General features: G+C 63.1%; 21 protein-coding genes and 1 tRNA gene. 15 read left to right on the forward strand and 7 right to left on the reverse strand.

Features of this window, described 5'->3' with window-relative positions; translation table 11 throughout:
• Positions 1 to 14 precede the first annotated feature (14 nt).
• The 4 genes from thrS to cysQ all read right to left on the reverse strand — a co-directional run bounded on the left by thrS (position 15) and on the right by cysQ (position 4,925).
• Entirely contained in the window at positions 15 to 1,925 is a 1,911-nt protein-coding gene (gene thrS, locus DOM32_RS07585) for a threonine--tRNA ligase (RefSeq protein ID WP_110632833.1), read from the reverse strand.
• A 308-nt stretch (positions 1,926 to 2,233) separates the two neighbouring features.
• Positions 2,234 to 3,115 (reverse strand): OmpA family protein, encoded by an 882-nt coding sequence (locus DOM32_RS07590; protein WP_110632836.1) that lies wholly within the window; start codon positions 3,113 to 3,115, stop codon positions 2,234 to 2,236.
• A 397-nt stretch (positions 3,116 to 3,512) separates the two neighbouring features.
• Positions 3,513 to 3,995, reverse strand: a complete 483-nt coding sequence (locus tag DOM32_RS07595; RefSeq protein ID WP_110632839.1) for a DUF2489 domain-containing protein — start codon at positions 3,993 to 3,995, stop codon at positions 3,513 to 3,515.
• Between the two features lie 123 nt (positions 3,996 to 4,118).
• Complete coding sequence (gene cysQ / locus DOM32_RS07600; RefSeq protein WP_110632842.1) at positions 4,119 to 4,925, reverse strand: 3'(2'),5'-bisphosphate nucleotidase CysQ; 807 nt, start codon at positions 4,923 to 4,925, stop codon at positions 4,119 to 4,121.
• 215 nt (positions 4,926 to 5,140) lie between these two features.
• On the opposite strand from cysQ, the gene DOM32_RS07605 reads away from it, so the two are divergent.
• The 4 genes from DOM32_RS07605 (at position 5,141) to DOM32_RS07620 (ending at position 8,130) form a co-directional block, all read left to right on the forward strand.
• On the forward strand, positions 5,141 to 6,595 hold the full coding sequence (locus DOM32_RS07605; RefSeq protein WP_110632845.1) for an SLC13 family permease: 1,455 nt from the start codon (positions 5,141 to 5,143) through the stop codon (positions 6,593 to 6,595).
• 214 nt (positions 6,596 to 6,809) lie between these two features.
• Positions 6,810 to 6,886 (forward strand) — tRNA-Pro (locus DOM32_RS07610).
• 150 nt (positions 6,887 to 7,036) lie between these two features.
• The gene (locus DOM32_RS07615) at positions 7,037 to 7,405 is read left to right on the forward strand and encodes a CidA/LrgA family protein (RefSeq protein WP_110632848.1); all 369 of its coding nucleotides are present in this window, start codon (positions 7,037 to 7,039) and stop codon (positions 7,403 to 7,405) included.
• Positions 7,402 to 8,130, forward strand: coding sequence for an LrgB family protein (locus tag DOM32_RS07620; RefSeq protein WP_110632851.1), 729 nt, complete (start codon positions 7,402 to 7,404; stop codon positions 8,128 to 8,130). The genes DOM32_RS07615 and DOM32_RS07620 overlap by 4 nt, the downstream gene beginning before the upstream one ends.
• A gap of 55 nt (positions 8,131 to 8,185) precedes the next feature.
• On the opposite strand, the gene DOM32_RS07625 is transcribed toward DOM32_RS07620, so the two are convergent.
• Together DOM32_RS07625 and kdsA are read right to left on the reverse strand one after the other, a co-directional pair.
• On the reverse strand, positions 8,186 to 8,761 hold the full coding sequence (locus DOM32_RS07625) for a KdsC family phosphatase (RefSeq protein WP_208625336.1): 576 nt from the start codon (positions 8,759 to 8,761) through the stop codon (positions 8,186 to 8,188).
• The gene (gene kdsA, locus DOM32_RS07630; RefSeq protein WP_110632854.1) at positions 8,761 to 9,606 is read right to left on the reverse strand and encodes a 3-deoxy-8-phosphooctulonate synthase; all 846 of its coding nucleotides are present in this window, start codon (positions 9,604 to 9,606) and stop codon (positions 8,761 to 8,763) included. The genes DOM32_RS07625 and kdsA overlap by 1 nt, the downstream gene beginning before the upstream one ends.
• 336 nt (positions 9,607 to 9,942) lie before the next feature.
• Here kdsA and DOM32_RS07635 point away from each other — a divergent pair, with 336 nt between their 5' ends.
• The 8 genes from DOM32_RS07635 to modC all read left to right on the forward strand — a co-directional run bounded on the left by DOM32_RS07635 (position 9,943) and on the right by modC (position 17,109).
• On the forward strand, positions 9,943 to 11,310 hold the full coding sequence (locus tag DOM32_RS07635) for an AlkA N-terminal domain-containing protein (RefSeq protein ID WP_110633374.1): 1,368 nt from the start codon (positions 9,943 to 9,945) through the stop codon (positions 11,308 to 11,310).
• Entirely contained in the window at positions 11,307 to 11,867 is a 561-nt protein-coding gene (locus DOM32_RS18230) for a methylated-DNA--[protein]-cysteine S-methyltransferase (protein ID WP_110632856.1), read from the forward strand. Before DOM32_RS07635 ends, DOM32_RS18230 begins: the two co-directional genes overlap by 4 nt.
• Positions 11,868 to 11,949: 82 nt before the next feature.
• On the forward strand, positions 11,950 to 12,345 hold the full coding sequence (locus tag DOM32_RS07645; RefSeq protein WP_110632859.1) for a DUF2946 domain-containing protein: 396 nt from the start codon (positions 11,950 to 11,952) through the stop codon (positions 12,343 to 12,345).
• 122 nt (positions 12,346 to 12,467) lie between these two features.
• Entirely contained in the window at positions 12,468 to 13,886 is a 1,419-nt protein-coding gene (locus DOM32_RS07650; protein ID WP_110632872.1) for a PepSY-associated TM helix domain-containing protein, read from the forward strand.
• A gap of 99 nt (positions 13,887 to 13,985) precedes the next feature.
• Positions 13,986 to 14,402 carry a winged helix-turn-helix domain-containing protein gene (locus tag DOM32_RS07655; protein WP_110632875.1) on the forward strand — a complete coding sequence of 139 codons (417 nt, stop codon included), beginning with the start codon at positions 13,986 to 13,988 and terminating at the stop codon, positions 14,400 to 14,402.
• 105 nt (positions 14,403 to 14,507) lie between these two features.
• Positions 14,508 to 15,293 carry a molybdate ABC transporter substrate-binding protein gene (gene modA, locus DOM32_RS07660; RefSeq protein WP_244179847.1) on the forward strand — a complete coding sequence of 262 codons (786 nt, stop codon included), beginning with the start codon at positions 14,508 to 14,510 and terminating at the stop codon, positions 15,291 to 15,293.
• 14 nt (positions 15,294 to 15,307) lie between these two features.
• The gene (modB, locus tag DOM32_RS07665; RefSeq protein ID WP_244179848.1) at positions 15,308 to 16,021 is read left to right on the forward strand and encodes a molybdate ABC transporter permease subunit; all 714 of its coding nucleotides are present in this window, start codon (positions 15,308 to 15,310) and stop codon (positions 16,019 to 16,021) included.
• On the forward strand, positions 16,018 to 17,109 hold the full coding sequence (gene modC / locus DOM32_RS07670; RefSeq protein ID WP_110632881.1) for a molybdenum ABC transporter ATP-binding protein: 1,092 nt from the start codon (positions 16,018 to 16,020) through the stop codon (positions 17,107 to 17,109). Before modB ends, modC begins: the two co-directional genes overlap by 4 nt.
• A 553-nt stretch (positions 17,110 to 17,662) precedes the next feature.
• Here modC and DOM32_RS07680 read toward each other — a convergent pair.
• Positions 17,663 to 18,310 (reverse strand): TetR family transcriptional regulator C-terminal domain-containing protein, encoded by a 648-nt coding sequence (locus DOM32_RS07680; RefSeq protein ID WP_110632887.1) that lies wholly within the window; start codon positions 18,308 to 18,310, stop codon positions 17,663 to 17,665.
• Between the two features lie 333 nt (positions 18,311 to 18,643).
• Between DOM32_RS07680 and xdhA the strand changes: the two genes are divergently transcribed.
• Genes xdhA through xdhC form a run of 3 tightly spaced genes read left to right on the forward strand, consistent with a single transcriptional unit; the run spans position 18,644 to position 23,641 of the window.
• Positions 18,644 to 20,161, forward strand: a complete 1,518-nt coding sequence (xdhA, locus tag DOM32_RS07685) for a xanthine dehydrogenase small subunit (RefSeq protein ID WP_110632890.1) — start codon at positions 18,644 to 18,646, stop codon at positions 20,159 to 20,161.
• Positions 20,145 to 22,709, forward strand: coding sequence for a xanthine dehydrogenase molybdopterin binding subunit (gene xdhB, locus DOM32_RS07690; RefSeq protein ID WP_420876615.1), 2,565 nt, complete (start codon positions 20,145 to 20,147; stop codon positions 22,707 to 22,709). The genes xdhA and xdhB overlap by 17 nt, the downstream gene beginning before the upstream one ends.
• Complete coding sequence (gene xdhC, locus DOM32_RS07695; protein WP_110632893.1) at positions 22,706 to 23,641, forward strand: xanthine dehydrogenase accessory protein XdhC; 936 nt, start codon at positions 22,706 to 22,708, stop codon at positions 23,639 to 23,641. Before xdhB ends, xdhC begins: the two co-directional genes overlap by 4 nt.
• Positions 23,642 to 23,680: the final 39 nt, after the last annotated feature.

Here is a 23,680-nt window from a genome sequence, read left to right on the forward strand (position 1 = left end):
ATTAACGTTGCTGCTCAGTGCTGACCCGGTTGGCCGGCCTGTTGAAGATGTCCTTTCAGATCATCGACGGACAGGGAACCCAGATCCTCGCCGGATCGAGTACGCACTGCAACGGCACCCGATTCGACTTCCTTATCGCCGACAACCAGCAGATAAGGAATCTTCTGCAGCGTATGCTCGCGAATTTTAAAGCCGATTTTCTCATTCCTCAAGTCCGACTCGACCCGGAAACCCGCTTCACGCAAGCTTTTGGAGAGATTTTCGGCATAATCACGCTGAGCATCCGTGATATTGAGCACTACAGCTTGGACCGGAGAGAGCCATAAAGGCAAGGCCCCGGCGTAATGTTCGATCAGGATGCCGATGAAACGCTCCATCGACCCCACGATCGCCCGATGCAACATCACGGGCGTCTGGCGGGATCCGTCCTCGGCGACGTACTGCGCCCCCAGACGACTGGGCATCATGAAATCGACCTGCATGGTACCGACCTGCCACTCCCGGCCCAGGCAGTCCTTCATGTGATACTCGATCTTGGGCCCGTAGAACGCCCCTTCGCCCGGCAGCTCCTGCCACTGAACATCGCAGTTGCCCAACGCAGCCCTCAGCGCACCTTCGGCACGATCCCACGTTTCATCGCTGCCGAGGCGCTTGTCAGGCCGCAGCGCGATCTTCACGGCGATGTCCTCGAAACCGAAGTCGCCATAAACCTGAAGTGCCTGACGGTGGAACGCCGTCACTTCGGACTCTATCTGCCCTTCGGTACAGAAGACGTGACCGTCATCCTGCGTGAAGGCCCGGACCCGCATGATACCGTGTAGCGCGCCAGAAGGCTCGTTGCGATGACAACCACCGAACTCCCCATAGCGAATCGGCAGTTCGCGGTAGCTGCGCAATCCGGAATTGAAGACCTGTACATGCCCCGGGCAATTCATCGGCTTCAGCGCATATTCACGCTTTTCCGACTCAGTGAAGAACATGTTCTCCGCGTAATTGTCCCAGTGCCCGGATTTTTTCCAGAGCGACACATCCATGATCTGCGGGCACTTGATCTCCTGATACCCGCTGCGCTTGTACACGCCGCGCATGTACTGCTCGACAATCTGCCATAGCGTCCAGCCACGGGGATGCCAGAACACCATGCCGGGCGCTTCTTCCTGCATGTGGAAGAAGTCGAATCGCCGTGCCAGTTTACGGTGATCACGCTTCTCGGCTTCCTCGAGGCGCAGCAGATATGCCTTGAGGGATTTCTTGTCAGCCCACGCCGTGCCGTAGATTCGCGTCAACATGGGCTTCGACGCATCACCACGCCAGTAGGCTCCAGCCAGCTTGGTCAGCTTGAATGCCTTGAGGTGCCGTGTATTGGGTACGTGAGGCCCGCGGCACATATCGATGTATTCCTGGTGATGGTAGAGACGAATCTTCTCTCCTTCAGGAATACCTTCGACGATCTCGCGCTTGTATGGCTCTTCCCTCGACGCAAATGTCGAGAGCGCCTTTGCCCGATCGACGTACTCCCGAACGACGTCGTACTCCTGGTCGATCAACGACTTCATTCGCGCTTCTATGGCTTCCAGATCTTCCGAAGAAATGGATTCTCCGAAGTCGACGTCATAGTAGAAGCCATCGTCGATGACCGGACCGATCGCCATCTTGGCGCTCGGGTACAACTGCTTGATCGCGTGTCCCAGCAAATGAGCACAGGAATGGCGAATGATGGCCACCCCTTCCTCATCGCGGGCGGTCAAGATAGCCACTTCGGCGTCATGATCGATGATGTCAGCTACGTCGACTTCAACGCCGTCTATCTTGCCGGCAACACACGCCTTGGCGAGCCCGGGCCCGATGGACTCGGCCAGTTGCATGACGGTAATAGGCTCTTCAAAGCTTCTCTGACTGCCATCAGGCAGCGTCACAATGGGCATGAAAACATCCTTACGCTCAGTGGTGGTCCACACCAAGGATCACATGAACTCGATTAATAGGCAGGAACATCTCCTTCGCGGCAGGTCTGCATACGGGCAGGCCAGTGGATGCGCGTGAGACATGACCTTACGATCTCTATCGGTGATCGTGGGGGAAGTAGACTAGCAGCGGGAAAGGCACTTTGCCATCCATGGGCAGCGACTCGTGACCGATGGCAAGCAGGTCTGGAAGACGTTCCAAGGCCACAAACAATGAGGGCGCCCGAAGGCGCCCTCATGATCACGTGAACAGCGTGTCGGGATAAAACTTATTCCCACTCACCCAGTTCGACGCGACGGTTCTGAGCACGGCCTTCAGCGGTGTCGTTGCTGGCAACCGGCTGCTCTTCACCGTAACCGATAGTGGTGATGTTATCCGCGGAGAAACCCTTGTTGACCAGGTAGGATTTCACGGAATCGGCACGACGCTGGGACAGTTCCTTGTTGTAGGCAGCAGGACCGACGGAGTCGGTGTGGCCTTCAAGACGAATGCGCAGCTGGTCGTTGGTCATCAGCTTCTCGGATACGCCATCCAGGATAGCTTCGGCGTTGGCCGTCAGCTGAGCGGAGTCGAACTCGAAGTTGACGTCACGCAGGACGAGATCTTCCACGCAGCCCAAGGAGTTGACTTCGGCACCAGCCGGGGTATCCGGGCACTGGTCCTGATAGTCCGGCACGCCGTCACCATCGGAATCCAGCGGGCAGCCCTGGGCGTTGACTTCAACACCGGCCGGCGTTCCCGGGCACTGATCCATGTAGTCCGGCACGCCGTCACCGTCGGTGTCGAGCGGGCAGCCAACGGCATCAACCGCTACGCCAGCCGGCGTGTTCGGGCACTGGTCGCGATCGTCGGGCACACCGTCGCCATCGCTGTCCATGACGTCCGAAGAGTAGTCGGCACACAGCAGCGCGCCGGCAGTCGCGCCAGCCACACCACCAATCGCGGCACCAGTGTCTTCATCGGAATCGCTGCTAGTAGCGTAACCGACACCACCACCGATCAGACCGCCGGCAATGCCGCAGACGAACGGAGACTGATACCAAGCCTGGTCGGACGAGCTGCCAGTAGATTCCATACCGGAACTGGCACAGCCAGAAAGACCGACTACCAGAGCAGAACCCAGTAGCAAGCCAGTCGTTGATTTTTTCATGTAAGACTCCTTCTTAACACAGCGCTAGTCGTAACGGGCGTTACCCAGCGGCTTCGAGTATAGAAGCCGAATTCGTCAAGAGAAAGATGTTCCTTCCCCAACGACAAAGAAATCTCTCGGCGACCGCCATGCGCGTCGACTTGAGCAGTGGTCAATGTTCCCATTGTCCCTTTTCTTTGCAGCTCCACAACAGCATTATCGATTCCAGCCCGAGATGCAAACCCGTGTCGGGAAACACTGTTCTGTTTTAGCACCATTTCCAAGATTGGCAAAGGGGATTGGCAAAAACTTCACGTTTCTGACCCTATCCTTCAGCAAGACAGGCTAGACCCTTTTCTCCGCTCGACGAATGATGCAACACCTCTCGCCTTCTTCCTTCTCGACAACGAAAGGCTGCCTATTTTCTTGAGCTGGCGCTGATGGCTTGCGTCCAATCCTGACAAAAGGCCTGGATTTCGATCGCTGCGAGATGGAGCCTGCCGTCGTGTCGCTGAGCGATCTCCTCACGAACAAGATCCTCACGATGGCGTTCTCGTGGTGACAACTCGCGACGCGCCTGGTGCGTGTGCAGGGATTCCGCCTCGGACTGCACCTCGCCGAGCACCCGCCACGCATCACGCTCCACCAGTCGATTATCGATGATATCGAGCAGCACCTTGCAGCGTAACGCCCCCTCTACCATGTCCACCTGGCGCTCGACCATGGCCTGCGACAGGGCACTCAAGCTATCGATACAGTTTTGATTGGCGCGGGCGATTTCGGCAGCCCGAAACGCTTTTCGCCGCTCGACCTCGCGCCACAGACGCCAGGCATAAGCAGCGAGCGAGACAATGATCAGGATGGCGAGGGCGGAAAGCCCCGCCGCAAGAGACAACGACATGAAAGAGAAGCCGCCTTCTGGTGATATATGGATTGCTAGGAGCTATTGCCATTTCGGCGCGACCCGCAGGGTAACAGCATCCACAGGACACACCTACTTTCTCGATCCCGGACTGGCGTTGACTCAGCGTGCCCAGAAAGGTCGCCAGGCTCCGTCCAGGGACGCGCATGCCACGAAGGCCGGGTTCAGCAAGCTGTCCTGAGTGTTGTAACGCAGCGGTTTCCAGGCTTCGCAGTCCACGAGATGACCGCCGGCCCCTTCAACGACGGCTTGAGCCGCGGCGGTATCCCACTCGCTGGTAGGGCCGAACCGGGGGTAGAGATCCGCAAGCCCTTCGGCCACACGACAACACTTGAGCGAACTCCCCAACTCCTCGACTTCGACATCGGGCAGCGACTCGATCAGGCGGCGGGTGCTCGCGCCGCGATGAAAACGGCTGACCACCAGACGCAACGGCAGGGAATCGCGCACCTGCAAGGCTTGCCAGGGCTCATCGAAATCAGCCTGATACCAGGCTCCCCGAGTCGGCTCACCGATCCAGACCTCGCCAGTGCGGGGTTTCTCGACGACGCCAAGCACAGGCCGGTTCTGATCGACCAAGGCAATGTTGACGGTGTACTGATCCGAACCGCGAATGAATTCTTTGGTGCCGTCCAGCGGATCGACCAGCCAGTAAGTGGCCCAGTTCCGGCGCTCCGACCAGGGAATCGAGGCCGACTCCTCGGACAGAATCGGCCAATCGCGACAACCGATCGATGGCAACTCCCGCACGATCACCTGATGAGCCGCCAGGTCGGCAGCCGTTACCGGGCTGTCATCCGCCTTGCGCTGAGTATCGAAGGCGTCTCGCCCGATCGCCTCGATCGCTTCACCGGCTTTACGGGACAGCGCCACGAGAGGCGCGATGAGGGAATGCAGAGATGTCGTCATGGACCTGCTCTTTACTGGAAAATTCAATGGCGAGTTCGATAAACAAGCCGTCGCGCACGAGCGCGATCAGAGGGCAAGTATCCCGCCCACGGCCCCATACAAGTATCCCGCCCACGGCCCCACATTAGACCAAAGGCTAATTCGCGGTCCTCTCAGGACGCTCTACGTCTTAAGTAGAATAGAAAAGGTTCAAGCCTCTCGAAAAAGGACGTCACGTGACGGACACCGCAGATCAAGCGCCAAGCGCACCCTCGATAGCCGCCCGAATCGGCCTCATTCTCGGCCCCATCTGGGTCATCGTGACGCAAGTCATGCCAGCACCCGCCGGTATGGAACCCGCTGCCTGGCACTGCGTCGGGCTCGCCCTGCTGCTGGCGACCTGGTGGGCCACCGAGGCCATTCCGATCCCGGCCACCTCGCTACTCCCCATCCCGTTGGCACCCGCCCTCGGCATTGCCGACCTCAAGGGCACCGCCGCCAGTTATGCCAACCCGACGATCTTCCTGTTCCTGGGCGGCTTTTTACTGGGCATCGCCATGCAACGCTGGAATCTGCATCGTCGAATTGCGCTGCGCATTCTGAACGTCGTCGGCCAGAAACCCAAGCAACAGATCGCCGGCTTCATGCTGGCAACCGGCTTCATCAGCATGTGGGTCTCCAACACCGCCACTGCCATCATGATGCTGCCCATCGGCATGTCGGTGGTTTCCCTCTTTGCCAACGCCGACTCCGGCGAGGTAAAGCGCTATGCCACCGCACTGCTGCTGGCCATCGCCTACTCGGCCAGTATCGGCGGCATCGCCACGCTCATCGGCACCCCTCCCAATGCCATTCTCGCAGGCTATCTCTCCAGCGAGCAGAATATCGAACTGGGCTTTGCGCAGTGGATGGTCGTCGGTCTGCCGGTGAGCATTGCGATGATGGCCGTGGCCTGGTGGTGGCTGACTCGCGGCGGCTTCAAGCTCCGGCTCGACGACGGTAGCGGCAATGTCATCGGCGACGAGCTTGCCAAGCTTGGCAAGCTGAGCCCGGCGGAAGCACGAGTCGGGATCGTCTTCCTGCTCGCCGCCCTGGCCTGGGTAACGCGGCCTCTCCTGAACGACTGGGGAATCGAATGGCTGTCCGACACCTCGGTCGCGCTGCTCGCGGGTGTCGCGCTCTTTCTGATTCCCAGCGGCAACGAGCGGTATCGTCCACTGCTGCTGTGGGAAGATGCCAAAGACCTACCTTGGGGCATTCTGCTACTGTTCGGCGGCGGCCTGGCCCTGGCCAGCACCATCAGCGGCTCCGGCCTGGCGGACTGGATCGCCAATCAGCTCAATGTCTTCGGCACGTTGCCGCTCATCTTGCTGATCGGCGCCATCGTCCTGGTCATCATCTTCCTCACCGAACTGACCTCGAACACAGCGACCGCAGCAGCATTCCTGCCGCTACTCGGTGCACTGGCCATGTCACTCGGCGTCGACCCGTTACTGATCACCGTGCCGGCCGCGATTGCCGCCAGCTGCGCCTTCATGATGCCGGTGGCCACGCCGCCCAACGCCATCGTCTTCGCGACGGGCCACATGAATATCCAGTCGATGATTCGCGCCGGCTTCTTCCTCAATCTCACCGGCACGATCCTGGTCACGCTGATCTGCCTTGGATTGATCAAGCTGCTGTGGCTATAACAGCCCAGTCGGATCGACAGCCCCGCTGGCATCGGGACAACACTCTCACGCCAGCGCGCTTCGATGACGGTCTGGGGTTCCGCTTGGCAGCGGCATCGGTAGGCTTTCGCAAGCGATTGAAAAAAAAGCCTTAAGAAGCGCTTTTCATTTATCGAACTGCAAGGTAGTATACGCAGCGTTTCGCAGGGACTGTCACGGACAGGCCGGCAGAAACCGGAGCGTGGCGCAGCTTGGTAGCGCGCTGCAATGGGGTTGCAGAGGTCGCAGGTTCGAATCCTGTCGCTCCGACCAAACATGAGAATGGCCATCGGATTTTGTCCGATGGCCATTTTTTTATGCGCATACATGCCGGCTGGATCCGCTCGGCATCGGCATGGCAAGTCTCGTCTCCTGCTGGTGGTACAATGCCTCGAAATCTAGACCAAAGTCTAAGGTGACGAGATGTCATTGATTATCGGAATGAGCATTCTGCTCGGCTGTCAGTTTCTGGGAGAAGTCATCAGCCGCGCTTTCACCCTTCCCGTTCCCGGGCCGGTCCTGGGCATGCTGATTCTGCTGATCGGCTTGATGATCCGAGGCAGTGTGCCGGGAAGCCTACGGACCATGGGCGAAGGCCTGCTCAAATACCTGACGCTGCTGTTCGTACCCGCCGGCGTAGGGCTCATCCAGCATTTCGGCCTGATCAGTCGAGAAATCTGGGTCTTGATCATTACGCTGATCGTATCGACGTCGGTAACGATTCTGGTGACCAGCCAGACACTGCAGCGCCTCGCCCGAAAAAGAACACCTGCCAAGGAGCACGACGCATGAACGGCCTCGGTCTCGAGCAGGCATGGGTCTACCTTTCCGCCAGCCCGCTTCTGCATCTGCTGGCGACCTTGCTGGCCTTCATCGCCGCCACCAGAATCAACCGCTGGGCGGGCGGAACGCCACTTCTTCATCCCGTCATCGTCGCCATTGCGCTGCTGATCGGCTTTTTGCTGGTGACCGGCACGGACTATCCCACCTATTTCGCCGGCGCCCAGTTCCTGCACTTTCTGCTGGGGCCAGCCACGGTCGCGCTGGCCATTCCGCTCTACGACCACCGCGAGCGCGTGCGCCGCATGTTGTGGCCCATCGCCATCGGCACGATGGCCGGCATCGCCACCGCGGTCGTTTCCGCCGTCGGCATCGCCATGATCCTGGGCGCCGACACCGAGACGGTGCTTTCGCTGGCACCGAAATCGGTGACCTCGCCCATCGCCATGGGCATCGCCGAAAAGCTGGGCGGCATCCCTTCGCTGACCGCGGGTCTGGTGCTGTTGACCGGCGTCGTGGGCTGCATCGTCGGCCCCTGGATATTCCGGTTGACCCGGGTCACCGACCCGACCATTCAGGGATACTCGATGGGGTTGGCGGCCCACGGTTTCGGCACCGCCTACTGCTTCGCCTCCGTCGGCGCAGTGGCCGGCGCCTTTTCCGGGCTGGCGATGGGGCTTTCGGGGCTGGTCACGGCATTCGTGCTGCCTCCCATCGTGCAACTCTTCGGGCTGTGACATTGCCGGCCACCGCCCCGAAGCGAGCGGTGACCGGCCCATCGAGCCGACATGCCTACTGAACCATGCGGCGCAGCGCGTCATCGTCTCCCAGCAGGTGGGCGTACATCTGGTGCAGATCGAGACCACGTGCCGAGAGCAGGTCTTCGGCAATTTCACGCGCGACACCACGCCCGCCGTTCGCCTTCATCACATGATCGGCCGCCTCGATGACCAGAGGGTGCGCATCGGCCGGCGCGTAGGCCGTGGCGACGTCCCGCATCACCGGAATATCGATGATGTCGTCTCCCGCGAAAGCAATGCGATCCGCGGCGATACCCTCCTCCTCGGCAATCTGGCGAATGGCCTCGAGCTTGTGGCTGAAGCCAATCTTGATCACGTCCATGCCGAGCTGTGTGGCTCGCGTGATCAAGGGCTGGCTCGATTTGGCCGAGAGCACGCCGCTCTTGATCCCGTGCTGGCGCAGCAGGCCAACCGCGACGCCGTCACGCACGTTGAACGGTTTCAGCGCTTCTCCTTCCGGGCCGATCAGCAGCGTGCCATCGGTCAGCACGCCATCGACATCGAACAGCACCAGCTCGATCTGGGCACGACGATCCGGACGCGCCATCATTCGATCCCGAGATGCCATCAGTCGATCTCGAGCCGGGGCAGGCTCTTGACCAGATCGTCGACCGCCTTGATCTGGGCCAGGAAGGGTTCGAGCTTGTCCAGCGGCAGCGCACTGGGGCCATCGCAGCGGGCATTGTCGGGATCGGGATGCGCTTCGAGAAAGAGTCCGGCCAGACCGACTGCCATTCCGGAGCGCGCCAGCTCCAGGACCTGGCGGCGCCGACCGCCGGAGGCTTCACTGGTCGGATCACGGCGTTGCAGACTGTGCGTGACGTCGAAAATCACCGGCGCGTTACCGCTGACGTCCATCATTTCACGGAAGCCCAGCATGTCGACGACGAGATTGTCATAGCCGAAGCAACTGCCGCGCTCGCACAGGATGACCTGCTCGTTACCCGCTTCGGCACACTTGTCGACGATATTCTTGACCTGGCCCGGGCTCAGGAACTGCGGCTTCTTGATGTTGATCGGCTTGCCCGTCTTCGCCATGGCGACGACCAGATCGGTCTGACGGGCCAGGAACGCCGGCAACTGGATCACATCCGCCACTTCGGCCACGGCTTGCGCCTGGTCGACCTCGTGCACATCGGTGATGACCGGCACGCCGAACTTGTGCTTGACCGCCTCGAAGATCTTCAACCCCTCGTCGAGCCCGACGCCCCGGAAGGAGTGGATCGACGAGCGATTGGCCTTGTCGAAGGAAGCCTTGAACACGAAGGGAATGCCGAGCTTCTGCGTCACCTCGACATAGGCCTCGCACGCCGCGAGTGTACTGTCCAGATCCTCCAGCACGTTGACGCCACCAAACAGGGTAAAGGGCGCGTCGTTGGCGACTGCCAGCCCGCCGACCGATACGGATTTCATCAAGCCTCCTCACTATCCATGAAATGCGATCCTGCACGAGCCGACAGCTTAGCGAAATTCGCCTCGCGGGAGGGAGTATCCTGACGGTAATCTTCACCTTTCGCTGATGCACCGCCCTATTGATGCGCCACCCTATTGATGCACCGCCCAGTGGCCGATCTTCGCACCGGCGTTCGCCGCTATGTTCGGCACGGGCATTCAGTGCCGGATCCGGCCAGTCGCCCCATGGCCGCGCACTATAATAAGCCCGATACGAATAAGCCCGATACGAATGAGCCCAAGACGAATGGGCTCGAGAAGACGAATGAGCTCGCGACGACGACCAGGACGCATGCCATGCTCGACCCTCAGCAATGCCGGAGTGCGCGACTGGCGCGCGATGCCCGTTTCGACGGCCGCTTCTTCATCGCCGTCAGCACCACCGGCATCTTCTGTCGCCCCGTCTGCCCGGCGACGCTCCCGCAGGAACGGCACGTGCGCTACTTCGAGTCGGCGGTCGCCGCCGCCAACGCCGGTTTTCGCCCCTGCCTGCGCTGCCGGCCGGACAGCGCGCCGGATTCGCCCGCCTGGATGGGTTCCCGAACCACGCTGACCCGAGCGATTCAGTTGATCGACAGCGGCGCCCTCCAGGGCGGCAACGTCGCACGGCTTTGCGAGAGACTGGGCATCGGCGAGCGCTACCTGCGCCAACTGTTCCAGCGCCGCTTCGGCGTATCTCCCAAGGCCTACGCACTCTACCGCCAGTGCCTGTTCGCCAAGAAGCTGCTTCACGAAACCACGCTGCCGGTGGTCGAGGTCGCCCATGCCAGCGGATTTTCGAGCCTGCGCCGCTTCAACGACGCCTTCAAACGCCAGATGGCGCTGACGCCTACCGAGATTCGCCGCCGCCGAAGCCGAAAAAGCGCCGCCTTGACGCTCAAGCTGGCCTACCGCCCGCCCTACCAGTGGGAACGGCTACGCCATTTTCATGCGCTGCATGCCATCGAGGGGCTCGAATGGGTGGGCGAACACATGCTGGGCCGCACGATCCGCCATGGCACGACGACGGGACACTTCGAAGCCCGCCACGACGCCAGGCGTCATCAGTTCGACGTCACCCTGGTGTTGAGCGAACTGGGCGATCTCCATGCGATCGTTCGTCGGATTCGGAGAATGCTGGATCTGGACGCCGACACACAGACCATCGAGGCCCATCTGCGCCAATCCGTTCCAGCGCTTCCACTGGCAGAAGGATTGCGCTTGCCGGGATCATGGGATGTCTTCGAGGCAGGTATCCGCGCGGTACTCGGCCAGCAGGTGTCGATGGCCGCCGCCAACCGGTTGATCCAGCAGCTCGTCGACCGGCTCGGTGAAAGCGATGAGGAGGGCCGCCGTCGTTTCCCCACCGCAGAAGCCATCGCCGCTAGCGAGCTGGGTTTTCTGAAGCTCCCCGGCAGCCGTCGGGACACCGTGCGCCGCCTGGCTGTCGCCTACGCCGGCAGCGAGATCGACGACGATCCCCAGCAGTGGCGCTCGCTCAAGGGAATCGGCCCCTGGACGGCCAACGTCGCCGACTTTCGCGGCAACGGAAACCCGGATATCTGGCTGGATGGCGATGTCGGCGTGCGCCGTGCGCTCGCGGCCCTGACGACACCGCTGGATCTCGCCGCCGCCTCGCCCTGGCGCAGCTACCTCACGCTACAACTGTGGAATCGAGTGATATGAACACCTTCTCGCCATTGAGTGATTCGCGCCTGCCGCTGCGTCACGACGACTACGTCCAGATCTATCGACCGCCCGAGACAGTCCCGCTCGGCCCCATCGAGATACGGGCGACCGATCACGGCCTCACCTGGCTCGCCTTTTCGAGCAGCCCGAACGTGGTCGAGCGCGGCAATGCCCTCACGGCGCGCTGCGCCAGCCAGCTGGAGCGTTATTTCCTGGGCGAGCTGACGACGTTCGACCTGCCTCTGGCACCACGCGGTACCGATTTCCAGCTGAGCGTGTGGCAAGCCCTGCAGAGCGTTCCCTACGGCCAGACGTGCAGCTATCGGGAAATCGCCGTCGCCATCGGCGCGCCACGCGCGGTGAGGGCCGTCGGCGCGGCGAACGGGCGCAACCCGCTATGTCTTGTCGTGCCCTGCCACCGTGTCATCGGCGCCAACGGCAAGCTGACCGGCTACGCTGGCGGGCTCGATCGCAAGCGCTGGCTTCTGCAGCACGAGCGGGCCCTCATCGGCGAAGACCAGCAGCCGGAGCAGCTCACCCTCGGTGCGACATAATCACACACCCCGCCAGCGACAATTGGCGGCCAAACCCTCAACGGGTAGAGTCGCGGCCTGACGACGTCGTCCTGGAACGGATATGACATCTTTCTGGCACCGCTGGTATCGCCCGCTGACCGCGCTCGCGCTGTTCGCCATGCTGCTGGCGTTCACGGGGCCGCTGATCAGCCAGATGCAGCGGCTGAAGGAAATGCCGGTCGGCACCATGGCGGAAATGCCCCGTCATGGCGACGCCGAACCTCACGCCCACGGCCAGCCACAGGCGGTGGATGAGGTCCATATTCTCCACCATTTCGACATGGCCGCGTGTGGCTACTGCGAACTCTTCCTGCACGCGCCGGGGCTCGAGCTCCCGCAAGTGCTGCCGCCGTCGGCGCCACCGCCAGCGACCTTCCATCCGCCCGCCGTCGTGGTCTTGCCCTCCATCACAGCGGCCTATCCCCGCTACGCCTCCCGCGCGCCGCCCCGCGCCTGAAGTCCTTTCCGTCTCCTGCCGCCGCGAATGCCGCCTCCCGAGGCTGCATTGCCGGCGTCATACGTGCTCCTGGCCTTCGGCCGGGGCTCATGCTGAAAATCATTCAGGTTCGGAGTTCATCCATGGATACCGTCTCGTCGGCGACCGGCCGCCGCCAGCCTCCCTCGTGGATTGCGTTGATCACTCGCCTTCATTTTTACGTCGGCCTGTTCGTCGGCCCCTTTCTGCTCGTCGCCGCGCTTTCCGGCATTGCCTATGCGCTGACGCCGCAGCTCGAAAACTGGCTCTATCAAGACGCCCTGACCACCCAGAGTCGCGGCGAATCCCAACCGCTGTCACACCAGATCGAAGCCGCCCAGCATATTGCTGGCATCGCTGCCTCACCCGCCGCCGTTCGCCCTGCGCCAGAGCCGGGAACGACCACTCGAGTGATGTTCGATGGCGAAGCATTCGGCCCCTCCGAACACCGGGCGCTGTTCGTCGACCCGGTCACGCTGGAGATTCGCGGCGACATGCCGGTCTACGGGACCAGCGGCATACTACCGCTACGCACCGTCATCGATCAGTTCCACCGCAGCCTGCTGCTGGGGAATATCGGCCGACTCTACAGTGAGCTGGCGGCCTCCTGGTTATGGATCGCCGCACTCAGCGGCGCCTTCCTGTGGTGGCGCCAGTGCCGAATCACACGACAGGCAGCAGGCCGGCCACGGTTGCGCCGACGTCATGCCACGCTGGGCATCGTGGCGCTGATCGGCCTGCTGTTCTTCTCGGCGACGGGGCTGACCTGGTCGCAGTGGGCCGGCGGCAACATCGCTCAGCTGCGTCATGCCTGGGGCTGGGGGACACCCGCTGTCTCCACCGAGCTTGCAGCCTCGCATTCCGACTCGAAGCGGGGCGCAGATCCGCATGCAGCGCATCATGCGGCTGCCGAACATGCCGGGATGAACATGGCGCAGCCCTCGCCGCTGTCGCCTGGCGACTTCGATCACGCCTTGAGCGCGGCAAGAGCCGCCGGCATCGACGCCGACAGCGTCGAAATCGTGCCCCCGCCGTCACCGCATCAGGCCTGGGCCATTCGTGAAGTGGCCAGGGAATGGCCGACCCAGGTCGATCAGGTGGCGCTCGATCCGCAAACGTTTGCCGTCACCAATCGGGCCGATTTCGCCACCTTTCCGCTCGCCGCCAAGCTGACCCGCTGGGGCATCGATCTGCACATGGGCATACTGTTCGGGCTGCCCAACCAGCTGGTCCTGGTCGCCTTCGCCACGGGCCTCGCGACATTGGTGTGCTGGGGCTACCTGATGTGGTGGCGACGCCGCCCGTCTCTTGCCGGCGCCGCCTCCACCAGCACCAACGCGCCGCAAGCTTTCACGGCGATCTACCGTGGCCTCGGCACGCGAGCGAAGCTGACGGTTGCCGTTATCGCCATCGCGCTGGGGTACGCGCTGCCGGTCATGGGTGCCAGCCTTGCCGTGTTCGTCGTGATCGACTGGCTACGCTGGCGGTTCGCGCGCCCCGCCACGGTCGTGACGTCGACCTGACGGGCCGGATGGGGTCACGATGGCTGAGAGCGTGGCTATCCTGTGCTACAACCTTCGGCTCACGCCAGAAAGGCCGCTTCGCATGCCAGGTATATCGCCATGACCCGTACGCACCACCCCACGCCACGCCTTCAGATTCGCCTGGTCGCCGACAAGGAGATCGTGATCGGCCCCGGCAAGATCGACCTGCTGGAAGCGATCGAGCGACACGGCTCGATCGCGGCGGCGTGTCGCGAGATGCGTCTGAGCTACAAGAAGGCCTGGCAACTGCTCGATACCATGAACCGCCACTTGGCAGCGCCGGTGGTCAATACCGCCACCGGCGGCACCCAGCGCGGTGGCGCCACGCTGACCGACCTGGGCCGAGAGATCATCTGCCACTACCGCCAGCTGGCCGCGGACCTGACGGAACATGCCAGCGGCCGAGCCCTGCTGGACAGCCTCGCTACCCGCCACCAGGCCGAGCCGCCTCCGCTTGCCGAGTCGAAGCCGGATTCGGACTCCGAACCCGATTGAGCGCCGTGCCGCCCGATTTTTCCTCGACCGTCGCGACACCGACGGCTATAGTGATTTCCCGTTATTTCCATTCATACATAGCGAAAAAACGTGAGCGAGAAAATCGTGACTTCATCGGTCCGCAAAACGTCCTTCTGCTTTCTGGCGCTGGTGCTCTCAATGCCGCTTGCCGCTCATGCCGACAACGAGCCGGTTCAGGTCTACGCCGCCGCATCGATGACCGATGCCATGGACGAGGCGATCCGATCCTACGAATCCGATCACGACGTCGACATCGTCCCGATCTACGCCTCGTCTTCGACGCTCGCGCGCCAGATTGCCAATGGCGCGCCCGCCGATATCTACGTTTCCGCCAACGAACAGTGGATGGACTGGCTCGAGAAGCAGAACGTGCCGGTCGACGAGCGCGTGGATCTGCTTCGCAACCGGCTGGTGCTGATCGCCCCCGCCGCCGGTGACATCGCGGATTTCACGCCGGGCGGTGATATCACCATCGCCTCTCGGCTCGGCGACGGCGAGCGGCTGTCGGTGGGCGAAACCAGCCACGTACCGGCCGGCCTCTATGCCAAACAGGCACTGCAGTCGATCGGTGAATGGGACGCCCTCGAACCGCGACTGGCCAACGGCGACAACGTGCGCGCCGCGATGGCGCTGGTCGAACGCGACGAAGCGCCGCTCGGAATCGTCTACGAAACCGATGCCAAGGCGAGCGACCGAGTCAGGGAAATCGGCGTCTTCCCTGACGACAGCCACGACCCCATCACCTATCCGCTCGCCGTGGTGAATCCGGCACCGAGCGACGCGACCGACGCGTTCCGTCAATGGCTGGCCGGCGATGACGCTCTGGCGATCTTCTCCCGCTACGGCTTTACGCCCGTCGACGCCAACTGAGACCCGAGGCCTGGATGCTAGTTGAGGCGATGGCGCTCTCCGACGCCGAATGGCAGGCGATCGTGCTCAGCCTGAAGATCGCCGGCAGCGCTGTCGGCTGGATCCTGATCCCCGGCATCGCCGTCGCCTGGCTGCTGGCGCGTCACGAATTTCGCGGCAAGGCGCTGCTCGACGGCCTGCTGCATCTGCCGCTGGTTCTGCCACCGGTGGTGGTGGGCTATCTGCTGCTGCTCTCGCTGGGGCGCAACGGCTGGCTGGGCCAGTGGCTGTATCAGGGATTCGGCTTCTCGCTCCCTTTCACCTGGCAAGGCGCCGCCGTCGCTGGTGGCGTGATGGCGTTTCCACTGCTGGTCCGCGCGGTCAGGCTCTCGCTCGAGGCCGTCGATCCCAAGCTGGAAGCCGCCGCAGGTACGCTGGGCGCCAATCGATGGCGAGTGCTGTTCACGATCACGCTGCCGCTGGCAATACCGGGGTTGCTGACCGGCACAGTACTGGCGTTCGCACGCGCGCTCTCGGAATTCGGCGCCACCATCACCTTTGCCTCGAACATCCCGGGCGAAACCCGCACCCTGCCGCTGGCGCTCTACACCCTGATCCAGACGCCGGGCAAGGAAGCCGCTGCCGCCAGACTCTGCGTGCTGTCGATCGTGATCGCCATGCTCTCGCTGATCGCGTCGGAATGGTTGGCCCGCCGTGCCAGGCTTCGCCTCGAGGAACGCGACCGATGAGCAGCGCCGATGCCCTGGAATGCCACGTGCAGAAGCGCTTGGGGGACTTCGCCCTGGATATCTCGCTTTCGGTGCCGGCCAGCGGCGTGACGGCCCTGTTCGGCCAGTCGGGCAGCGGCAAGACCAGCCTGCTGAGGCTGATTGCCGGTCTCGACCGTCCCGATGCCGGTCGCGTCCGGCTCGGCGAGCGCACCCTGACCGACATCGCGAATCGCACTCACGTGCCGATCCACAAGCGTCAGCTGGGCGTCGTGTTTCAGGAGGCGCGGCTGTTTCCGCACTATCGGGTCCGCAGCAATCTCACCTATGGCATGCCGCCGAGCGCTCGTCCGCGTTTCGATGACCTGGTATCGCTGCTGGGCATCGAGCATCTTCTGGAACGTCTGCCGGGCACCCTTTCCGGCGGCGAGGCGCGGCGCGTCGCTATCGGCAGAGCGCTATTGACCCAGCCTCGTCTGCTATTGATGGACGAACCGCTGACCGGGCTGGATGGCGAGCGCAAGCAGGAGCTGTTGCGCTATCTCGTCCGCCTGACCCGGGAAATCGACATTCCGGTGGTCTACGTCAGTCACGACACCGCGGAGATTTCGGCGATAGCCGATCACTTGGCTCTCGTCGAGCAGGGGCGCCTGACGGCTCATGGTCAGCTGGACGAGCTGATGATGCGGCTGGATCTGACCGACCGGCTGGGCGGCTTCGACGCCGCCACACGCCTCAGCGCCAAGGTGGTCGACCATGACAGCCACTATTCGCTGACACGGGTCGCCCTCGACGATGGCCAGACGCTGCGCATTCCGGCAATCGAACAGCCGCCCGGCACGCCGATACGCCTGCGCGTCGGCGTGCGCGATGTGGCGCTTGCCCATGTCATGCCCGAGGGGACGAGTTATCGCAACGGTCTCAGTGCCGTGATCGAGGCGATCGAGCCATCGCCCCAGGCACCGAGTGCCAGCGAAGTGCGGCTGCGTGTGGGCCGGCAGCGGCTACGCGCCCGGCTCACCCGCCAGGCTTGTGACGAAATGCAACTGGAAGCGGGAAAGACCGTCATTGCGCTCATCCGGAGCGTCGCGTTCGATTCGCGATTTTAGTCTGGAAACAAGGGCTTGTAGAAAGCTCGAAAAAGGCTGTTCAGAAAATCGGAAATTGAACGTATTTCTTTGTAACTTAATGTTTCTCTTAAAATTTCCTATTCGCTTTATGGATCGAACCTCGTATAAACTGCGGATGGCAGGATGCCGCTGCAGCAAGGACGCACCTTCAGGGATGATCCGAGTTCGCACGGAATGCGACTAGGGACAGCATCCAGGGATCGACCGCAGTGCAACAGGACGTTGCCGGCCCTCAAGGTTGAGACTCGACAGGAAGTTGAGTGCGAATGGACTCGCTTCCGATTTCGGATCGAACGGTGATCTACCCATTCACCTTGCATCGATTTCGCTTTCACCGGTTTCGCTTCGACTCTCTCCTGCTTTCCCGCTTCGACTCTCTCCTGCTTTCCCGCGTTTGCTCCAGTTCCTGGCTTTGCGCTTTCTTGATTTATCACTCTTCTTGTCATTCCACTCTTTCCGTACTGATGATCCTCGTCATCGGCAATGCCGAATAGCCATCCGCGGCCCCCCGCACGATACATTCACGCGCCGATCACAGTGTCGATGCATCACGCCGGCGGACGCCGCAGCCTTTCAAGATGACTTGACACAGGAAGTCGCTGGCCGACCGAAAATCTTCGGCGTCGAGCGCTTCGCGTTGAGTGATGCCGACGATCTGCGTTTCGAAGTCGGCGTAGTGCTGCGTCGCCGACCAGATCAGGAAAATCAGCCACACCGGGTCCACCGGATCCATCAACCCTCGCTCCGCCCACTCGCGGAAAACCTGGGTACGGGATTCCACCCATTCCCGCATGGTGCCGAAGAGCGATTCCTTCAGAAACGGCGCCCCTTGAAGTATCTCGCTCGCGAACAGTCGCGAGCTCTGCGGGTGGGTCTGGCTCAGGCGCATCTTGCTGCGAATGAAAGCCTCCAGCACCTCCGCCGGATCATCGTCGGCGCTGACATCGCTCAGCATCTCGTTCCAGCGCCACATCGTGCGCTCCAGCAGCGTAATGTAGAGCCGCCGCTTGCTGCCGACGTAATACAGAACGTTCGACTTCGGAATGCCGGCCGCCGACGCAATCGCCTGAATGCTCGCACCACGGTAGCCATGCCGGGCGAATACACTCTCCGCCGCATCGAAAATGCGCTGTTCGTTGCGCTCCCGAACCGTGGCTTCGGGAAGATTGTGATTGCCCACCTGGGCTCCTTAGGATCCGTTGACGTTTCAGCGTGAACCGCGTTGCTGCGTTATTCGTCGTTCATTGGAAATGACCATAAAACGCTTGAACGGAGACCCGCGGTCGCCTGGCCATTTCCTCGCCACAAGATAACCGACGCCGATGCTATGCTGAATCCAGACGATTGTCTGCCGACGGCGCCCTGCCAGGTCGCGAAAAGAGAGCTTGCCAAGAGCGGCAGAATCAAAGAGGCTGACAAAAGCTGACCGATCGGTCAGGATTTCCCTGCAAGGTCGCCGGTCTTCGTCCCGGCGTCGAATGGCGACCCGTACAATGACAACGGCAGACCTCCGATGATCGAATTCTTTCTCAACGGCCAACGTCAACGCGTGGCCGCCGCGCCCGACACGAGCGTGCTCGAACTGCTGCGCGGACCGCTTTCGCACTGCGGCACCAAGGAAGGTTGCGCTTCCGGCGACTGCGGCGCCTGCACCGTCGCCATCGCCGCCCCGGAAGATGACCGGCAGCCGCTCGTTTACCGCACCGTCAACGCCTGCATAACGCCTGCGCATCAGCTTCAGGGCACGCACCTGATCACCGTCGAAGGTCTCGCTCGCGGTGACGCGCTGCACCCGTCGCAAGCCTCGATGGTCGCCTGCCACGGCAGCCAATGCGGATTCTGTACCCCCGGCATCGTCATGTCGCTGTTCGCGCTGCACGAACAGCAGCGCGCCACACCGGCGCCACGGAAGCCGCTGGACGACCATCGCCTGGAAGCGGCCCTGGGCGGCAACCTGTGCCGCTGCACCGGTTACCGGCCCATTCGAGACGCCGCCCTGAGCATGGGCGAGCGCCCCGACACTCGCCCGCCCTGGGCCGATGATCCCGAACTCGAACGCGAGATCCGCCATCTGGCGCCGTTAGTGGATAGCACGAGTCAGGACAGCAAGAATCAGAACAGAAAGAGCCAGGACAGCAAGAGCCAGGCGCGCTATCTCACTCCGTCAACGCTGTCCAACCTGATAGACACGATGCAGCGTCACCCCGACGCCCGGCTGGTGGCTGGCGCCACCGATCTCTGGCTCGAGGTCACCCAGCGGCTCAAGCATTTCGAGACTCTGATCGATCTGCGCCAGGTCAAGGAACTGCGCCAGATCGAGGAAACCGCCGACGGCTGGTGGATCGGCGCGGCGGTCACTTACCGGGAGTGGGAGCCGCTGCTGGCCGAACACTATCCGGCGTTCGCGCATCTGCTGACCCGGCTGGGCTCGGCCCAGATCCGTAACCGAGGCACCGTGGGCGGCAACATCGCCAACGCCTCGCCGATCGGCGATACCCCGCCCGTGCTGCTGACGCTGGATGCCAGGCTGCGGCTGGCCGGCCCCGAAGGCGTGCGCGAATTGCCGCTCGCATCGTTCTTCCTGGATTACAAGCAGACCGCGCTCGAACCGGGCGAATGCGTCGCTGCCATCTATCTACCAAAGCCGCAAGCCGATCTCGAGCAACGCGTCTGGAAGCTTTCCAAGCGGCGTGAAGACGATATCTCGACTTTGCTGGGGGCGTTCCGCTGGCGACTGAAAGACGGCGTTCCGACCGACGTGCGTGTCGCCTACGGCGGCATGGCAGCGATACCGCTGCGAGTGACTGCCGTCGAGGCCGCGCTGGAAGGCCGGAAACCCGACGCAGAGACCTTCGATGCCGCCAAGCAGGCACTGCGCGAGTCGCTTGCGCCGATGAGCGACGCCCGCGGCTCCCGCGACTATCGCCTGACTGCGGCCACCAATCTGCTGGAACGCTGGCGGTTGACGCTCGCCAATACCGATTCGACCACGCCCATGCAGGAGGTCACTCTCGATGCGTACGCTCACTAAGCGGGTCTTCAATGCTTCGCGTGCCGCGGATTTGCAAACCATGGATTCGCGCGCCACGGCCGGAGCGGACCAGACGCAGCAAGCGCCGATGACCGAACCCTCGCTGGCGCCTCGGATCGAATCCGAATCGACGGTCACTGACGGAGAGATCGGCCGCCTCGAAGGCGACGAACCGGTAGCGCGCGATACCGTCTCACCGAGCCCGAAGCGACATGACGTCAACCACGCCCAGGCCCACGAAAGCGGCATCAAGCACGTCACCGGACGCGCCCGCTACATCGACGACCTGCCGGCGCCGCACGGCACACTACACGCCATGGTGGGTTTGAGCGAGGTGGCCCACGGCCGGGTGACGCGGCTCGATCTCGGCGCGGTGCGGGAAATGCCCGGCGTCATCGACGTCATCACCGCGCAGCACATCCCGGGGCATCGCGATATCGGCCCGGTCTTCCCCGGCGATCCGATGTTCGCCGACGAGGAAGTGAGCTACGTCGGCCAGCCGCTGTTCGCCGTTGCCGCCACCAGCTATCTCGAAGCGCGCCGCGCGGTGAAGGCCGCGGTCGTGGAGATCGAGCCACTGCCGCCCCGGTTCGATCCGGTTGCCGCCGCCGACGCCGGCGAGTTCGTGCGCCCGACGCACGTGCAGGTCAGCGGCGACTGGCAGCAGGCGCTGGAAAGCGCGCCCCACGTGCTCGAGGCGGAGCAGTTCGTCGGCGGTCAGGAACATTTCTACCTGGAAGGCCAGGCCTGTCTGGTCGTGCCCGGCGAAGACGAAGGCGTCACCGTCTATACCTCCAACCAGCACCCCAGCGAGGCCCAGAAGCTGGTCGCCGAGGTGCTCGACATTCCGTTTCATGCCGTGACGGTGGAGAACCGGCGCATGGGCGGCGGTTTCGGCGGCAAGGAAACCCAGGCCGCGCCGTGGGCCTGCATGGCGGCACTGCTGGCACGCCGCACCGGGCGGGCGATCCGCCTGCGCCTGCCGCGTGCCGACGACACCCGCGCCACCGGCAAGCGTCACCCGTTCCACAACCGTTATAGGCTGGGTTTCGACGACGGCGGCGTGATCATCGGCGGCGAGATGACCCTGATCGGCGACTGCGGCCATTCGCCGGATCTCTCCGAAGCGGTGGTCGACCGCGCCATGTTCCATGCCGACAACGCCTACTCGCTGGGCGCCGCGCGGGTGACCGGCCATCGCGCCCGCACCCATACGGCATCGAACACGGCGTTTCGCGGCTTCGGCGGCCCCCAGGGCATGATGATCGTCGAGCGGGCGATGGACGATATCGCCCGCCACATCGGCGAAGATCCGTTGACCGTGCGCAAGCGCAACCTCTATCGCAGCGGTCGCGACACCACCCACTACGGCCAGCACGTCGACCAGCATCCACTGATGGTGGAGATCATCGAGCGGCTGGAACGCAGCAGCGATTACTGGCAGCGGCGGGAGGAGATTCGTGCCTTCAATCGCCACAGCGCCGTGATCAAGCGCGGGCTGGCGCTGACGCCGGTCAAGTTCGGCATCTCGTTCACCGCCAAGCATCTCAACCAGGCCGGCGCCCTGCTTCACGTCTATACCGACGGCAGCGTGATGATCAATCACGGCGGCACCGAGATGGGCCAGGGGCTTCACACCAAGGTGTGCCAGGTCGTCGCCCGGGAACTCGGTATCGACTTCGAATCGGTGCGAATCAGCGCCACGCGCACCGACAAGGTGCCCAACACCTCGCCCACGGCGGCCTCCAGCGGCGCGGACCTGAACGGCATGGCCGCGCGCGATGCCGCGACCCAGATCCGCCAGCGCCTGCTCGACTTCGCCGCCGAGCACTATCAGTTGGATCGCGAAGGGCTGCGCCTCGAGAATGGGCAACTCGTCTCCGACGTCGGCGCGGTGACGCCCGCGGTATCGTGGGGAGAACTGATCCAGGCCGCCTATCTCGGCCGGGTCTCGCTGTCGGCGACCGGCTTCTATTCCACCCCGCTGATTCACTACGATCGCGATAGCGGTCAGGGCCGGCCGTTCTACTACTTCGCCTACGGCGCCTCGGTCAGCGAAGTGAGTGTCGATACGCTGAGCGGCGAATACCGCGTCGAGCGCGTCGATATCCTTCACGACGTCGGCGACTCGCTCAATCCGGCGATCGATCTGGGCCAGGTCGAGGGCGGTTTCATTCAGGGCATGGGCTGGCTGACCAGCGAAGAATTGAAGTGGAACGACGCGGGCCGCCTGCTCACCGACGGCCCCGCCACCTACAAGATCCCGACCTTCGGTGACCTGCCGCCGATCTTCAACGTCGAACTGCTCGAAGGCCATCCCAACTCCCAGGCCAGCCTCTATCGCTCCAAGGCCGTGGGCGAGCCGCCGTTCATGCTCGGCATCTCGGTGTGGTCGGCACTGCGCGACGCCCTGTCGAGCCTTGCCGACTATCGTGTCAGCCCGCCGCTGGACACCCCCGCCACGCCGGAACGCGTGCTGATGGCGGCCGAAGCGCTGCGAGCCGAAGCACTGCGAACCAAGGATCCGAACGCCGGAGCGTCGCGATGAGCGCTGGCGGCTCTCTCGAAGCCCGGGATCAGCACGAAAGCTGGCACGCCGCGCTGCATCGGCTGCAGGAGAGCGGGACGCCCCATGCGCTGGCCAGCGTGGTCGGCGCCGCCGGCTCGACCCCGCGAGAGCCCGGTGCCAAGCTGGTCGTCACGCCGAGGGACGTGATTGACACCCTGGGCGGCGGCCACTTCGAACAGCAGGTGATCGAGATCGCCCGCCAGCATCTGGCAACGACGCCCGTCTCGTCCGGCACCTATCTCGAAGCGTTCCCGCTGGGTGGGCGCTCCGGACAGTGCTGCGGCGGATTCGTGCATGTGCTGATCGAAGTCTTCGTCGGCGCCGAAAGCCACCTGACACTGTTCGGCGCGGGGCATGTCGGCCAGGCGCTGGTGGAACTGCTCGCGCCGTTACCCTGGCGCATCAACTGGTACGACAGCCGGGCCGAGGCGTTTCCGCTTCAGGACGAGCATGAGCATGACCATGACCATGAAGGCTATCCCGCCCGCGTGCGGCCCATGCGGCTATCACCGGATGCCGAAGGTGTGGCACGGGCCGTCGCGGCCATTCCACTCGCCAGCCATGTGCTGATAATGACCCACGATCACGCTCAGGACCGCGATCTGATCGCGGCGTTGCTATCGCCTGAAAACCCGGGTCGCGAGGCGTTGAGCTCCATCGGCATGATCGGCTCGAAGAGCAAATGGGCCAGCTTCCGCTCGCGGCTCACCGCCGCCGGGTTCGACGACGCCGCGCTGGCTCGGGTTCGCTGCCCGATCGGCCTGGGCACGACCGAAACCAAACGCCCGCGGGAGATCGCGATCAGCGTCGCCGCCGAACTGCTGGCCCAGCCCCGACCCTCGAACAAGTCGGCGCAGCGCGGCATCGCACCGGAAACCCTGCGTCACACCTTTTCAGCCGCTCGACACTGAGCGACACGACCGGGAATCTTCGGTCGAAAATCATAGGTA

Source organism: Salinicola salarius (assembly GCF_003206135.1).
Taxonomy (GTDB): Bacteria; Pseudomonadota; Gammaproteobacteria; order Pseudomonadales; family Halomonadaceae; genus Salinicola; species Salinicola salarius.

Excerpts from the sequence above, each read along its gene's own strand:
- thrS (WP_110632833.1), bottom strand. The coding sequence starts at position 1,925 with ATGCCCATTGTGACGCTGCCTGATGGCAGTCAGAGAAGCTTTGAAGAG.
- DOM32_RS07590 (WP_110632836.1), bottom strand. The coding sequence starts at position 3,115 with ATGAAAAAATCAACGACTGGCTTGCTACTGGGTTCTGCTCTGGTAGTC.
- DOM32_RS07595 (WP_110632839.1), bottom strand. The coding sequence starts at position 3,995 with ATGTCGTTGTCTCTTGCGGCGGGGCTTTCCGCCCTCGCCATCCTGATC.
- cysQ (WP_110632842.1), bottom strand. The coding sequence starts at position 4,925 with ATGACGACATCTCTGCATTCCCTCATCGCGCCTCTCGTGGCGCTGTCC.
- DOM32_RS07615 (WP_110632848.1), top strand. The coding sequence starts at position 7,037 with ATGTCATTGATTATCGGAATGAGCATTCTGCTCGGCTGTCAGTTTCTG.
- DOM32_RS07620 (WP_110632851.1), top strand. The coding sequence starts at position 7,402 with ATGAACGGCCTCGGTCTCGAGCAGGCATGGGTCTACCTTTCCGCCAGC.
- DOM32_RS07625 (WP_208625336.1), bottom strand. The coding sequence starts at position 8,761 with ATGGCATCTCGGGATCGAATGATGGCGCGTCCGGATCGTCGTGCCCAG.
- kdsA (WP_110632854.1), bottom strand. The coding sequence starts at position 9,606 with ATGAAATCCGTATCGGTCGGCGGGCTGGCAGTCGCCAACGACGCGCCC.
- DOM32_RS07635 (WP_110633374.1), top strand. The coding sequence starts at position 9,943 with ATGCTCGACCCTCAGCAATGCCGGAGTGCGCGACTGGCGCGCGATGCC.
- DOM32_RS18230 (WP_110632856.1), top strand. The coding sequence starts at position 11,307 with ATGAACACCTTCTCGCCATTGAGTGATTCGCGCCTGCCGCTGCGTCAC.
- DOM32_RS07645 (WP_110632859.1), top strand. The coding sequence starts at position 11,950 with ATGACATCTTTCTGGCACCGCTGGTATCGCCCGCTGACCGCGCTCGCG.
- DOM32_RS07650 (WP_110632872.1), top strand. The coding sequence starts at position 12,468 with ATGGATACCGTCTCGTCGGCGACCGGCCGCCGCCAGCCTCCCTCGTGG.
- DOM32_RS07655 (WP_110632875.1), top strand. The coding sequence starts at position 13,986 with ATGACCCGTACGCACCACCCCACGCCACGCCTTCAGATTCGCCTGGTC.
- modB (WP_244179848.1), top strand. The coding sequence starts at position 15,308 with ATGCTAGTTGAGGCGATGGCGCTCTCCGACGCCGAATGGCAGGCGATC.
- modC (WP_110632881.1), top strand. The coding sequence starts at position 16,018 with ATGAGCAGCGCCGATGCCCTGGAATGCCACGTGCAGAAGCGCTTGGGG.
- xdhA (WP_110632890.1), top strand. The coding sequence starts at position 18,644 with ATGATCGAATTCTTTCTCAACGGCCAACGTCAACGCGTGGCCGCCGCG.
- xdhB (WP_420876615.1), top strand. The coding sequence starts at position 20,145 with ATGCGTACGCTCACTAAGCGGGTCTTCAATGCTTCGCGTGCCGCGGAT.
- xdhC (WP_110632893.1), top strand. The coding sequence starts at position 22,706 with ATGAGCGCTGGCGGCTCTCTCGAAGCCCGGGATCAGCACGAAAGCTGG.